This is a genomic window from Streptomyces sp. NPDC057900, assembly GCF_042887885.1.
Lineage (GTDB): Bacteria > Actinomycetota > Actinomycetes > Streptomycetales > Streptomycetaceae > Streptomyces.
Genome location: NZ_JBHVOI010000020.1, coordinates 1 through 12954, shown reverse-complemented (window position 1 = coordinate 12954; position 12954 = coordinate 1). Strand labels below are relative to the sequence as shown.

Annotated in this window: 11 protein-coding genes; 5 read left to right on the top strand and 6 right to left on the bottom strand. The window is 72.1% G+C overall.

Annotation, left to right across the window (positions count from 1 at the left end; genetic code table 11):
* Nucleotides 1-55: 55 nt before the first annotated feature.
* The 6 genes from ACFVQ0_RS35895 to ACFVQ0_RS35870 all read right to left on the bottom strand — a co-directional run bounded on the left by ACFVQ0_RS35895 (nucleotide 56) and on the right by ACFVQ0_RS35870 (nucleotide 7492).
* Nucleotides 56-1348, bottom strand: coding sequence for an MFS transporter (locus tag ACFVQ0_RS35895; RefSeq protein ID WP_390093390.1), 1293 nt, complete (start codon nucleotides 1346-1348; stop codon nucleotides 56-58).
* Entirely contained in the window at nucleotides 1345-1833 is a 489-nt protein-coding gene (locus tag ACFVQ0_RS35890) for a MarR family winged helix-turn-helix transcriptional regulator (RefSeq protein WP_390093389.1), read from the bottom strand. The genes ACFVQ0_RS35895 and ACFVQ0_RS35890 overlap by 4 nt, the downstream gene beginning before the upstream one ends.
* Before the next feature lie 117 nt (nucleotides 1834-1950).
* A complete protein-coding gene (locus ACFVQ0_RS35885) occupies nucleotides 1951-4359 on the bottom strand; it encodes a glycoside hydrolase family 3 N-terminal domain-containing protein (RefSeq protein ID WP_390093388.1) in 2409 nt (802 codons plus the stop codon).
* 52 nt (nucleotides 4360-4411) lie between these two features.
* Nucleotides 4412-5305 carry a carbohydrate ABC transporter permease gene (locus ACFVQ0_RS35880; protein WP_390093387.1) on the bottom strand — a complete coding sequence of 298 codons (894 nt, stop codon included), beginning with the start codon at nucleotides 5303-5305 and terminating at the stop codon, nucleotides 4412-4414.
* A 4-nt stretch (nucleotides 5306-5309) separates the two neighbouring features.
* Nucleotides 5310-6239: a carbohydrate ABC transporter permease gene (locus ACFVQ0_RS35875; RefSeq protein ID WP_390093386.1), complete on the bottom strand. Its 930-nt coding sequence runs from the start codon at nucleotides 6237-6239 to the stop codon at nucleotides 5310-5312.
* 2 nt (nucleotides 6240-6241) lie between these two features.
* On the bottom strand, nucleotides 6242-7492 hold the full coding sequence (locus ACFVQ0_RS35870; protein ID WP_390093426.1) for an extracellular solute-binding protein: 1251 nt from the start codon (nucleotides 7490-7492) through the stop codon (nucleotides 6242-6244).
* A 214-nt stretch (nucleotides 7493-7706) separates the two neighbouring features.
* On the opposite strand from ACFVQ0_RS35870, the gene ACFVQ0_RS35865 reads away from it, so the two are divergent.
* From ACFVQ0_RS35865 to ACFVQ0_RS35845, 5 genes are all read left to right on the top strand, one after another.
* On the top strand, nucleotides 7707-8765 hold the full coding sequence (locus tag ACFVQ0_RS35865) for a LacI family DNA-binding transcriptional regulator (protein WP_390093385.1): 1059 nt from the start codon (nucleotides 7707-7709) through the stop codon (nucleotides 8763-8765).
* Between the two features lie 168 nt (nucleotides 8766-8933).
* Complete coding sequence (locus ACFVQ0_RS35860) at nucleotides 8934-10022, top strand: WD40/YVTN/BNR-like repeat-containing protein (RefSeq protein WP_390093384.1); 1089 nt, start codon at nucleotides 8934-8936, stop codon at nucleotides 10020-10022.
* A gap of 34 nt (nucleotides 10023-10056) precedes the next feature.
* The gene (locus tag ACFVQ0_RS35855; RefSeq protein WP_390093383.1) at nucleotides 10057-10734 is read left to right on the top strand and encodes a uracil-DNA glycosylase; all 678 of its coding nucleotides are present in this window, start codon (nucleotides 10057-10059) and stop codon (nucleotides 10732-10734) included.
* Nucleotides 10731-11795 (top strand): N-acetylglucosamine kinase, encoded by a 1065-nt coding sequence (locus ACFVQ0_RS35850; RefSeq protein WP_390093382.1) that lies wholly within the window; start codon nucleotides 10731-10733, stop codon nucleotides 11793-11795. The genes ACFVQ0_RS35855 and ACFVQ0_RS35850 overlap by 4 nt, the downstream gene beginning before the upstream one ends.
* Before the next feature lie 95 nt (nucleotides 11796-11890).
* Nucleotides 11891-12814: a sirohydrochlorin chelatase gene (locus tag ACFVQ0_RS35845; RefSeq protein ID WP_390093381.1), complete on the top strand. Its 924-nt coding sequence runs from the start codon at nucleotides 11891-11893 to the stop codon at nucleotides 12812-12814.
* Nucleotides 12815-12954 lie beyond the last annotated feature (140 nt).

The following is a 12954-nucleotide window of genomic DNA, read 5'->3' as shown; positions in this document are numbered from 1 at the left end:
GGGCTGGATGAAGCATGCCCGCTCGCCGGCTCAAGCCCGGCGGCGGGCCGGGAGACTAACCAGCGGCCACCGCCGCGTCGGTGACACCGGGGGCGGTCGGCTTCGCGGCGGCAGGCGGCGTGCGGTAGGCGCGAAGAGGGGGGTTGGTCACGGCTACGGCTCCGATCGCCAGGACGGCGGACAGTCCCCCGAGGACCAGGGAGATGGGGGCCGAGGTGACGGACGCCAACAGGCCACCCCGGAAGTTGCCGAGTTCGGGGCCCGCGACACCGATGACGTGTTCGACCGAGGAGACCCGCCCCCGGTACGCGTCCGGGGTCTCCAGCTGGACCAGGGCGCTGCGGGTGACGACGGATACGGTGTCGGCGGCGCCCGCCACCGCCAGGCAGCCGAGCGCGAGCCACAAGGGCCCCGCCAGCCCGAAACAGGCCAGCGCCAACCCCCACACCGCCGCCGCGGACAGCTGCACCAGGCCGCTGCGGCGCAGCCGCGTCACCGTACCGGAGAGCAGGCCGGCCGTGATTCCCCCGACCGCGACAGCCGAGAGGAACAGGCCGAGGGTCCGCGGGTCTCCCCCGAAGCGGATCTCGTTGACCAGCGGGAACAGTGCGATGGGCATGGCGAGCAGCGTCGCGGAGAGGTCGGTGGCCATCGAGCCCCACAGTGTCGGGCGGCGCAGGACGATCCGCCGACCACCGCGCTCCGGGCGGCGTCTGCCTCCCGCCGCGCCGGCGCCTTCCGGCCGCATCGCGGGCAGCCGGATCACCGCGAGCATCGAGACGGCCATGGCCACGGCCTGGGCGGCGTACGCGGCGGGGAAATCCCAGCGGGCGATGATCAGCCCGGCCATAGCGGGGCCGGTCAGCATCGCCGCCTGGAAGGAGACGTTGGTCAGCGCGAGCCCAGCCGCGACCTGGTCGCCCGGCAGCAGCCGGACCGGGAAGGTGCGCCGGGCAGGGGCTCCGAGGGCGCCGCAGCCCGTCCCGGAGGCGACCAGGGCGAGCAGCAGCCACACGTTCCGGTTCTCCGCCAGGGCCTGGGCGCACAGCCCGACGGAGGCCAGCAACTGGCCCGCCGTGGTGGCCCGCACCACGGCACGGCGGTCCACCGTGTCGGCCAACGTGCCGCCGAGCAGCCCGAACAGCACCATCGGCAGTCCGGTCGCGAGCCCGATGGCGCCGGTGGACACCGGGCTGCCGGTCAGGTCCCAGACCTGGGCCAGGACCGCGACGTTGGCTGTCTGCCCGCCGATCTGAGAGATCGCGGTACCGATCCACAGGTCGCGGAACGGCCGGTTTCCGCGCAGCGGGCGGGTATCGAGGAACCGGACACGGGCACGCTCCCTCATCGCGGTGACTCGACGAGGTGGTGGAGGATCCGCTGCCGCATCGACCGGTGTTCCAGCGCCCGCCGCACGTCCTCGACCACGGCTGTCATCGCGTACGGGACCTCGCTGTCCAGCTCGGCGACCGTCGCGTGGGTGGCGCGCCACTCCGCTTCCAGGAACGGCACCAGCGACCGCCCGCGCTCGGTCAGGTCGATCCGCCGGGTTCGGGCGTCGGGCCCCGGCTCCGAGGTGACCAGATCCTCCTTGCGCATGGCGGCGACGGTCTGGCTGATCGCGGAGTGCGAGCGGTCCAGGGACTTCGCGAGCTCGCGGATGGTCAGCGGTCCGGTGTGGGCGAGCCGGATCAGCGGATAGGCGAACCGGGGGCGCACGCCTTTGATGCCCCGCTCGACGTAGACCTGCTCGATCTCGGCGTCCATGGCGGCCAGAAGCTCGTGCAGGGAGCGCCAGGGGTCGGGGAGCGCTGTGGGATCGGAAGATGTCACAGCACTAATATAACAGCGCTGCCGTAATTGATTCCTTTCCGCGCCCGGCCGTGGAGAAATGTCGAAAGTTTCGTGAACCTCCCCGCACGTCCGGCGGGGAGGTTCACGGGCGGCCGGTCAGCGCGCGGCCGGCTCCGTCACGGGCTCGACCGAGGTCCCGCAGACGAGCCGCCGCCGGTGGTCGACCGTCCGCTCTGGCCCGGTCAGCCGCAGCCGTACCGTGCGGCGCACAGCGGTGGCGGCGCTGGAGGCGGCGAGCCGCAGTTCGAGGTCGCCGGGTTCGACGATCCGGCGGCCGCCGATGCCGGTGAAGGACACCAGGTCCGCGTGGAAGCGGAACCGGACCCTGGCCGCCGCACCGGCGGCGAGCGGCACCCGCGCGTAGCCGATCAGCCGTGCCTGGGGGCGGGTCGTCTGGGCGACCGGGTCGTGGACGTACAGCTGCACCACTTCGGCGCCCTCCCGGTCACCGGTGTTGCGGACGGTGAGTTCGATGTCGGCCGAGCCGTCGGTGGGGATCTCGGCCGGGACCGGACCTGCCTGTTCCCAGTCGAAGGAGGTGTAGGACAGGCCGTGCCCGAAGGGGTGGAGCGGCGTCGGGTCCAGATTGCTGACCCCGCTGGCGAGCCCCAACGGCGGTTGCAGGTACGTCCACGGCTGACCGCCCGGCCCCCTCGGTACGCCCACCGGGAGCCGGCCGGAGGGGTTGACCCGCCCGGAGAGCACCCCGGCCAGCGCCGGACCGCCCTCCTCCCCGGGGAAGAAGGACTGCACGACGGCGGCCGTCCGGTCCGCCCACCGCCCCAGCGCGTACGGGCGGCCGGTCAGCAGCACCAGGATCACCGGGGTACCGGTGGCCAGCAGGGCGTCCAGCAGCTCACCCTGCACACCCGGCAGCGAGAGGTCCGCCGCGTCGCAGCCCTCCCCGGAGGTGCCCCGGCCGAAGAGACCGGCCCGGTCACCGAGCACGGCCACACAGACATCGGCGTCCCCGGCCAGCCGGACGGCCTCCGCGATCGCGGACGTGTCCGTACCGTCCACCTGGCAGCCGGCCGCGAATCCGACGTCCGCGCCCGCGAGTTCGCCGCGCAGCGACTCCAGTACGGTCTGCACCTCGATGCCCATCTCGGTCTCGGGGTGCGAGACGCCGACGTGGCTGGGGAACGAGTAGCAGCCGAGCATGGCCAGCGGGTCGTCGGCGCGCGGTCCGACGACCGCGATCCGGCCTGTGCCGGGCAGCGGCAGCACGCCGTCGGGGTTGGCGAGCAGCACACAGGCCTGCTCGGCGAGTGCGCGGGCCAGCGCCCGGTTCTCCGGCGGGTCGAGGTCTACGGTGCCACGGGCCGGCTCGGGGTCGGTGTCCAGCAGGGCGGCGGGCAGCGGCGACCAGCCGGGGTCGAGGAGGCCCAGTTCGCACTTCTGCAGCAGTACGCGGGACAGGGCCCGGTCGACGAGTTCCTCGGGCACGGCCCCGTCGCGTACGGCGGCGACGAGGGTGTCCCCGTAGCTGCGGACGGTGGGCAGTTCCACGTCGACGCCGGCGCCCAGGGCGAGCCGGGCGGCGTCCGCGCGGTCGGCGGCGACCTTGTGCAGGGTCTCCAGGAAGCCGATGCCGAAGTAGTCCGCGACGACGGTCCCGGTGAACCCCCAGGTTTCGCGGAGCAGTTCGGTGAGCAGGGCGGGGTCGGCCGCGGAGGGCACTCCGTCGATCTCGGCGTAGGAGGACATCACCGAGCGGGCGCCGCCCTCGCGCAGTGCCATCTCGAAGGGCGGCAGGGTGACGTCCGCCATCTCGCGGGCCCCGGACCGGACCGGCGCGAGGTTGCGGGCGCCCGCCGAAGCCGCGTACCCGGCGAAGTGCTTGAGGGTGGCGACGATGCCGGCGGACTCCAGGCCGCGTACGTACGCCGTGCCGATGGTCCCGACCAGGTAGGGGTCCTCGCCGATGGTCTCCTCGACGCGGCCCCAGCGCAGGTCGCGTGCCACGTCCAGGACGGGGGCCAGGCCCTGGTGGACGCCGACCGAGCGCATGTCCCGGCCGATCCGGTGGGCCATCTCGGTGACCAGCTCCGGGTTCCAGGCCGCGCCCCAGGACAGCGGTACGGGGTAGGCGGTGGCGCCCCAGGCCGTGAATCCGGCCAGGCACTCCTCGTGGGCGAGGGCCGGGATGGAGAACCGTCCGGCACCGGCGATCCGGCGCTGGGCGCGGGCCAGGGCGAGCGCGCCGAGGCCGGGGTCGACGGGGGCGGTGCCGAAGGGGCGGGTGAGCTGGCCGAGGCCCCGGGTGGTGAGGTCGTCCCAGTCGACCGGGTCGACCATGTCGTTCTGGTGCGGGGCGACCCCGTCGCCGTCGGCGTCGGCGCCCACCCAGACTCCGTACAGCTGGGCGGCCTTCTCCTCCAGGGTCATCCGGGGGATCAGGTCGGCGACCCGTTCCCGCGCGGTGAGCGAGGGGTCGCGCCAGGGGCCGTCGGTCTCGGGGGCCGCCTCGGTGCGGCGGGTGTGCGGGACAGCGGGGATTGCCATGGGGGCAGGGGTTCCTCTCATGAGTGCGGTGGTGCGGGGCGGCGTGGGTGCGTTATTTGCCGCCCACCCCCATCAGTCCGTTGACCAGCGCCCTGCGCGCCACGAGGTACACGGCGAAGATCGGCACCACGGAGAGCACGATCGCCGCCAGTACGGCGGGGATGTTAACTCCGAACTGGGACATGAAGTTGAAGAGACCGAGCGTCAGGACACGCTTCTCCTCCGACTGGGTGAGGATCAGCGGGAAGAGGAATCCGTTCCAGGCCTGCAGCGCCGAGAAGATCGCCACGGTGCTGATGCCGGCCTTGGACATCGGGATGGCGAGCTGCCACAGCATCCTCAGCGGGGTCGCGCCGTCGAGCGCCATCGCCTCGTACATCTCCTCGGAGACGTCGCGCATGGTGCCGCTCAGGACGAGGACGGCCACCGGCATCGCGAAGGCCGCGGTGGGCAGGATGATCGCCGGCAGCGTGTCGTACAGGCCCATCTTGCCGATCAGCAGGTACAGCGGCACGATCACGGCCTGCGCCGGGATGGCCACGCCGAGCAGGAACGTCCGGAAGGCCAGCGAGGAGAGCCTGCTGCGGGTGCGCACCGCGACATAGGCGACGGGCACCGAGAGGACCAGCACGATGGCCACCGTGGCGGCGGCCACGATCGCGGTGTTGCCCAGCAGGGTGAGGAAGCCGCTGTGCAGCACGCTGTTGTAGTTCTCCAGCGTGGGGTGGGACGGGAACGCCAGCGGATCACCGCTGAGCGCCTCGTCCTGGTGCATCAGCGAGGAGGAGACCAGCGTGTACAGCGGGACGACGACGATGACGAGCCAGACCAGCGAGCCGAGGCCGGCCAGCGGATTGCCCCATCTCCTGGGACGGCGGGCGGCGGTTTTCCGGGTCCGGAGCGCGGGTGTCGTGGGCGGCGCCGCACGACGGGTGTCGACTGACATGACGTCACATACCTTCCCGCGTCGAGCGCATGGAGCCGAAGCCGCTGAAGCGCACCAGGATCAGTGAAAGGCCGGTGGCGACGACCACCAGGGCCGTGGCGATGGCGGCGGCGTAGCCGAGGTCGTACGTCTGGAATCCGGTGCGGTACATCAGGTAGGGCAGGATCGTGGTGTCCGTGCCCGGACCGCCCTTGGTCATGATCAGCACGGTGTCGAAGTACGTCAGCGAGCCGACGATCATCAGGACCGAGGAGGTCGTGATGGTGTTGCGCAGCTGCGGCAGGGTGATATGGAAGAACTGCCGCAGCATGCCGGCGCCGTCGATGGCGGCCGCCTGGTAGAGGACCTCGGGGATCTGCCGGGCGCCGCCCTGGTAGATCAGGGTGTGGAACGGCATGAACTGCCAGCCGCCGACGAAGGCCACGGTGAGCAGGGCGCCGGTGGAGGAGCCCATGATGTTGGGGTCGATGCCGAACCAGGGGCCGATCTGCTTGATGACGCCGAAGTTGGGGTCGAGCAGAGCGTGGAAGAGCATCGCGATGGCGGTGGTGGAGAGCAGCAGCGGGATGAAGAAGACGGCGGAGAGGAAGGTCCGGCTGCGCTGTCTGCCTGCCGCCCAGACGCCCAGCAGCAGCGCCACCGGGGTCTGGAAGGCCCAGCTGACGGTGGTGAGCAGCAGGCTGAGCCAGGCGGCCTGACGGAATTCGGGGTCCTTGAACAGCCGGGTCCAGTTGTCCGTGCCGACCGGTGTCGGGGAGTTCAGCCCGTCCCAGTGGCAGAAGGACAGGTAGACGGCGATCGCCAGCGGGACGATCGCGAAGAGGGCGAAGAAGACGATCCCGGGAAGGGCCCAGGCGACCGAGGGGCGGCCGACGTTGCCGGCGGCCGCCTTCCTTCCGCCACGCACCTCGGTGTACGGAGAGAGCTGGGACATCGTTACTTGACGGCCTTCATCGCGGCGACGAACTGCTCGGGCGTGGACTTGCCGGCGAACAGCTTGCTGATCTCGGTGAGCAGCGGGGTGGCGATCTGCGACTCCAGCGCCTGGTCCCAGGAGAGCGTGAAGCTCGGCGCCTTCTGGACCATCGAGTACTGGTCGTGCGCGAACCGCGGGTTGGGCGCGGAGTCCAGCGTCGAGGCGGCGTTCGACGTGGTCGGGATGTCGCCGTTGTCGACCAGGGCCTTGCTGTAGGACTTGGCGGCCATGGTCTTCAGGAAGGCTATCGCGGCGTCCTTGTGCTTGGTCCTGGTGTTGACGGACCAGTAGTTGGTGGGGTTGCCGACCACGTCGGCCGGGTCACCGACGCCGCCGGCGACGGTCGGGAAGGCGGTCCAGCCGAGGTCCTTCCTGGCGAACGCGGGTGCCTTGCCGAGCTGTGTCGAGTACTCCCACGAGCCCATCAGGTGCATCGCGGCCTTGCCCTTGTTGAGCAGGGTGGGGGCGCCTCCGTTGCCGTAGTCGACGGAGTTGAAGTTCTTGCCGAACGCGCCGCCGTCGACGAGCTCCTTGACGGTCTGCGCCGACTTGAGGACGGCGGGGTCGCCCCAGGCGGAGCTGTCGCCGCCCTGGATCTTCCGGAAGACCTCGGGGCCGCCGATCCGGTCGAGGAGGTACTCCATCCACATCAGCTCGGGCCATTTGTCGGAGCCGCCGAGGGCGAACGGCGTGATGCCCTTGCCCTTGAAGACGGTGATGGCCTTCTGCATGTCCTCCCAGGTCCTGGGGGGCTGGAGCTTGTTCTGCGCGAAGAGGGTCTTGTTGTAGAAGAGCATCACGGGCTGCATGCCGCGCATCGGGATGCCGTACTTCTTCCCGTCGAGGCTGCCCGCCTCGACGATCGACGGGAGGAAGCCGTCCTTGAGTGTGGGGTCGCTCTGAATCGTCGAGGTGAGGTCGACGACCTGCTTGGCGTCCACGTACGGCTTGATGGAGCCGCCGCCCCAGTTGTAGAAGATGTCGGGGGCGCTCGGGGAGCCCATGGCGCTGCGGAGCTTGTTGACGTAGTCGGTGCCGGGTACGGGGACGAGCTTGACCTTGACGTCGGAGGTCTTGTTGAACTCCTTCACCGCCGCTTCCTGGATCTTCACGGCGTCGTCCCCGTAGACGTAGGCCGTGAGGGTTCCGCCGCCCCCGCTGCCGCTGCCGCTGTCGGAGCCGCATCCGGCCAGCAGACCGGCCATGACCATGGCGGCACCGGCCGCGGTCCATCTCGCCGTACGTGTGCCCTGAGTGAAAATACCCGACCGCATGACCGCACCTCTGTCGAATGTTTCGGTGTGACTTCCGAATGTTGCCGGAACCGTACGGTCGGGTTTCGGGTGCGTCAAGGGGTCGGGGAACGGGATTTACTCGCGCCTGACCCAGCCGTCGGCCGGTGCGGCGGGAAGCTACGATCCCTTTATGAGCCCCGCAAACGTCCAGTCACATCAGGGAAATGCGCCGGCCGGCGAACCGTCGGAAGGCACCGCCACGTTGGCGGAAATCGCCCGAGCGGCCGGAGTCTCGGCTCCGACAGTTTCGAAGGTGCTGAACGGGCGCGCCGATGTCGCCCCCGGCACCCGCACCAAGGTGGAGGAGCTGCTGCTGGTGCACGGCTACCGCCGCAGACGCGGCTCCACGACCCAGTCCCAGCTGATCGACCTGGTCTTCCACGAGCTGGACAGCGCCTGGGCCATGGAGGTCGTGCGCGGGGTGGAGAACGTCGCCAGGGAGGAGGGGCTGAGCCTGGTCCTCTCCGAGAGCGCGGGCCGGCTCACCCCGGGACAGACCTGGGTGGACGGGGTGCTGGCCAGGCGCCCGGTCGGCGTGATCCTGGTGCTCTCGGACCTCACCGCCGCCCAGCGCGCCCAGCTGACCAGCCGCAGCATCCCCTACGCGGTGGTCGACCCGGCGGGTGATCCCGGCGACGACGTCCCCTCGGTCGGGACGACGAACTGGCAGGGCGGCCTGGCCGCCACCCGTCACCTCACCGCACTCGGGCACCGGCGGATCGGGGTGATCAGCGGCCCGTCCCGGATGATGTGCAGCCGGGCCCGGGTGGACGGCTACCGCGCCGCCCTGGAGACCGCGGGCCTGCCGATCGATCCCGCCCTGGTCCGCGAGGGCGAGTTCCAGCACGAGGCGGGCTACACCGCGGGCCTTGAGCTGCTGCGCCGGGCCGACCGGCCGACCGCGGTCTTCGCCGGCAACGACCTCCAGGCGCTCGGCGTGTACGAGGCGGCGCGGGAGCTGGGACTGCGCATCCCCGAGGATCTGAGCGTCGTCGGCTTCGACGACCTGCCGCTCACCCGGTGGATCGGCCCACCGCTGACCACGGTGCGCCAGCCGCTCATAGAGATGGCCGAGACCGCCGCCCGGCTGGTCCTCGACCTGGGCCGGGGCCGGCAGCCCGCGACCACCCGGGTCGACCTGGCCACCAATCTGGTGGTGCGCAGCAGCACGGCGCCGCCCCGAAGCTGACCCGGCGGCCGTCGCGGGGCGAGGCCCCTCGCCGGACCTCGGGCACCCCGCCGGACCTGGCACGACCGTGGAATTGGCGGTGTCCCGGGCTGTCCTGCGCGCCGCTGTCAGTGGCCGGGTGCAAACTGGCCGGTATCCGGCACAACGGCGTTTCGGGAGGTTCGGGTCATGACCGATGTTCTGCTCACCGTGGGTACCCGCAAAGGACTCTTCATCGGCCGTCGGCACGATGGCGCGTGGACGTTCGAGGGTCCGCATTTCAATGCGCAGGCGATCTACTCGGTCGCGATCGACACCCGTGGAGAGGTCCCCCGGCTGCTGGTCGGCGGCGACAGCGCGCACTGGGGCCCGTCCGTCTTCCACTCGGACGATCTGGGCGTCAGCTGGGTGGAGCCCAAGCGCCCGGCCGTGAAGTTCCCGGAGTTCACCGGCACGTCGCTGGAGCGGGTCTGGCAGCTGCAGCCGGCGGGCCCGGAGGCGCCCGACGTCGTGTACGCGGGCACCGAGCCGGCCGCGCTGTTCCGGTCGCGGGACGGCGGCGAGTCGTTCGAGCTGGTCCGCCCGCTCTGGGAGCATCCGACGCGTTCAAAATGGGTGCCGGGCGGGGGCGGCGAGGGGCTGCACACGGTCCTGACCGACGAGCGGGACGCCCGGTCGGTGACGGTCGCGGTCTCCACCGCCGGGGTGTTCAGGACCGCGGACGGCGGCGAGAGCTGGACCCCGGCCAACAAGGGGGTTTCTGCCGTCTTCCTGCCGGACCCGCACCCGGAGTTCGGCCAGTGCGTCCACAAGGTCAGCCGGGACGCGGTCGATCCCGACCGGCTCTACCTCCAGAACCACTGGGGCGTGTTCCGCAGCGACGACGCCGGGAGCAACTGGAAGGACATCGGCGAGGGCCTGCCGTCCGACTTCGGCTTCGCCGTGGCCGCGCACCCGCACCGGGCGGACACGGCGTACGTCTTCCCGATCAACGCCGACGCCGACCGGGTGCCGGCGGAGCACCGCTGCCGGGTCTTCCGGACCCGTGACGCCGGTGACAGCTGGGAGCCGCTCTCCGCGGGGCTTCCGGAAGGGGCGCACTACGGCACGGTGCTGCGGGACGCGCTCTGCACGGACGACGCCGATCCGGCGGGGGTCTACTTCGGCAACCGCAACGGCGAGGTGTACGCGAGCGCGGACGACGGCGACAGCTGGCAGCAGCTCATCTCGCACCTGCCCGATGTCCTGTGCGTGCGGGCGGCCGCCACCGGCGGTTGATCCATACCGTCGTATCAGCAGTAGAGTGCCGCCCGTGGCAGCACGACCTCTGAACGAAATCATCGAGCCCGGCTGGGCACGGGCCCTTGAGCCCGTGGCCGGACGCGTCGCGGCGATGGGCGAGTTCCTGCGCGGCGAGATCGCCGCCGGGCGCACCTATCTGCCCTCGGGCGCGAACGTCCTGCGGGCGTTCCAGCAACCCTTCGAGCAGGTGCGGGTCCTGATCGTCGGTCAGGACCCCTACCCGACACCGGGGCACGCGGTGGGGCTGAGCTTCTCCGTCGCACCCGACGTCCAGCCGGTGCCCGGCAGCCTGGAGAACATCTTCCGGGAGCTCCACTCGGACCTGGGGCTTCCGCGCCCCTCCAACGGCGATCTGACGCCGTGGGCCGAGCAGGGCGTCCTGCTGCTCAACCGGGCGCTGACCACGGCGCCCCGCCGGCCCGCCGCGCATCGCGGGAAGGGCTGGGAGGAGGTGACCCAGCAGGCGATCTCCGCGCTGGTCGCGCGCGGCACCCCGCTGGTGTCGGTCCTGTGGGGGCGCGACGCCCGCAACCTGCGCCCCTCGCTGGGCAATTTCCCGGCGATCGAGTCCTCGCACCCCTCCCCCATGTCGGCGGACCGAGGGTTCTTCGGTTCGCGCCCGTTCAGCCGGACCAATGAGCTGCTGGAGCGTCAGGGCGCCGCTCCGGTGGACTGGCGCCTGCCGTGACGAGCGTGCCCGGCGGCCCCGGACGGCCGGGTCACGGCGGGGAGTACGTCCTCGGCGTGGACTCGGGCGGCTCCGGGCTCCGGGTGGCACTGGGAACCGTGGGCTCCGACACCCCCCTGGAGACGGCGGCATCCGCAGAACCGGTGCGGACCGGCCCCTCCGGCATCGACGCCGCCCACCTGCTGGAACAACTGCTGCCCGCCGTCCGGGAACTGCTCGCACGGCACGGCGGCGGCAGCCGCATCGCGGCCGCGGCGATCGGCGCGGCCGGCATGGGCACCCTCGGGGACCGGCTGCGGGCCGAACTGCCCGACGCCCTGGCGGACGCCCTCGGGGTGCGCCGGCTGGCGCTCGCCGCCGACGCCGTGACCGCGTACGCCGGCGCGGTCGGACAGCGCCCCGGCGCCGTGGTCGCGGCCGGCACCGGTCTGATCGCCCTGGGTACGGATCTGACGCGGTGGCGGCGGGCCGACGGCTGGGGTCATCTGCTGGGCGACAGCGGCGGCGGCGCCTGGATCGGCCGGGCCGGTCTCGACGCGGCGATGCGCGCCCACGACGGGCGGCGCGGCGGATCCGAGGCGCTGCTCGGCCGGCTGGAGGCGGTGTTCGGCCCGGCGCCCGGACTTCCCGGCCTGCTCTATCCGCGTACCGACCGGCCCGCGGTGCTCGCCTCGTTCGCTCCCGAGGTGGCCGGCTGCGCCGCGCACGATCCGGTGGCCGAGGGCATCCTCCGCGAAGCCGCCGGACATATCGCGGAGGCCGCCGCCGCCGTGTGCCCGGCGGCGGGTGCCGGCGACGAGGGCTGCGAAGTGGCGCTGACGGGTGGCCTGTTCCGGATGGGCGAGCCGCTGCTCGTACCGCTGCGCGAGGAGCTGGCCCGGCTGCTGCCGCACGCGCGGACGGTCCCCGGTTCGGGTGATCCCCTGATCGGCTCCCTGCGCATCGCGCGGGCCCTGGCCACCGGCGGTCTGCTCCTGCCGCGTCATCCGACACTGCTCAGCATTCCGTTGTCCGGATTGGACCAACAGACCCCCGCAGGGGTGACAGAGCAGGGCAGTTGACCGGTAAGCCGCCCAACGGATAAATACGGACAGACAACGCGCGACCGGACCCTCCCCGCGCAGTGGGGTACCCAAAACCAGTAGCATGCGGCGCCATGAGCACCCCCACTGGGCCCGCTTCCGGCCTGCCTGTACGAATGCCGCGACCTCGCCAGTCCGGACGGCACCGCCGCCCGGAGCCCGTGGTCGCACCTGAGGGCGCTGCCGCGCTCGTTCTCGCCGTTCCCGGTACCCCCTCCTCCGCCAGCCGCGGTCTGGCCGAGGAAGTGATCAGCATCGCCCGCTCCGAGCTGCCCGGTCTGAACGCCGTGATCGGTTACCTCGACGGCGACGATGCCGAGTACCCGTCCCTTGTCTCCGCCCTCGCCCACTGCGCCGCCGAGCGGACCGCACGCTTCGAGCAGGCCACGGCCGCCGGGCGCGAGGTCGCTCCGCCCGAGGGGCCGGCCGCCGTCGTGGTGCCGCTGCTCGCGGGACCGGACAGCACCCTTGTGCAGCGGATACGCCAAGCGATCACGGACAGCCAGGCACCGGCCGAGCTGACCGATGTGCTCGGCCCGCACCCGCTGCTCGCCGAAGCACTGCACGTACGCCTCTCCGAGGCCGGGCTCGCCCGCGCCGACCGGGCGAGGCTGTTCACGGTGGCCACGGCCGCCGACGGGATCGTACTGGCCACGGTGGGCGGCGAGGAGGCCGTGCAGGCGGCCGGGATCACCGGCATGCTGCTGGCCGCACGGCTGGCGGTTCCCGTGATGGCCGCCGCGCTCGACGTCGAGGGTTCCGTCGCGTCGATCGCCGCGCAGCTGAAGGACTCCGGCTCGATCCAGCTGGCGGTCGCGCCGTACCTGGTGGGCCCCGAGGTGGCCGAAGGGCTGCTGGACTCCGCCGCCAAGGACGCGGGCTGCGCGGCGGCCGAGCCGCTCGGCGCCTACCCGGCGATCGGCAAGCTGGTGATGTCGATGTACACCACGGCACTCGGCATCGCCGCCCCGGTGGCGCAGGGGGCGCAGGCCCTCTGATCCGTTCCGGGGTGCGTTCCGCTTCCCGACGGGCGCGTGGTGGTGAGCCGGCCGGCCGCGACACACCCCCCCCCCCCCGGGCGCGGGCGGAAAAAAAACAAGCCCCCCCGGGGGGCCCCGGCGGCCCCCCCGCCCCCGGG

Bases quoted from the DNA above. Each gene is read 5' to 3' on its own strand.
- ACFVQ0_RS35860 (WP_390093384.1), top strand. From the start codon at position 8,934: ATGACCGATGTTCTGCTCACCGTGGGTACCCGCAAAGGACTCTTCATC.
- ACFVQ0_RS35880 (WP_390093387.1), bottom strand. From the start codon at position 5,305: ATGTCAGTCGACACCCGTCGTGCGGCGCCGCCCACGACACCCGCGCTC.
- ACFVQ0_RS35885 (WP_390093388.1), bottom strand. From the start codon at position 4,359: ATGGCAATCCCCGCTGTCCCGCACACCCGCCGCACCGAGGCGGCCCCC.
- ACFVQ0_RS35875 (WP_390093386.1), bottom strand. From the start codon at position 6,239: ATGTCCCAGCTCTCTCCGTACACCGAGGTGCGTGGCGGAAGGAAGGCG.
- ACFVQ0_RS35845 (WP_390093381.1), top strand. From the start codon at position 11,891: ATGAGCACCCCCACTGGGCCCGCTTCCGGCCTGCCTGTACGAATGCCG.
- ACFVQ0_RS35895 (WP_390093390.1), bottom strand. From the start codon at position 1,348: ATGAGGGAGCGTGCCCGTGTCCGGTTCCTCGATACCCGCCCGCTGCGC.
- ACFVQ0_RS35870 (WP_390093426.1), bottom strand. From the start codon at position 7,492: ATGGTCATGGCCGGTCTGCTGGCCGGATGCGGCTCCGACAGCGGCAGC.
- ACFVQ0_RS35865 (WP_390093385.1), top strand. From the start codon at position 7,707: ATGAGCCCCGCAAACGTCCAGTCACATCAGGGAAATGCGCCGGCCGGC.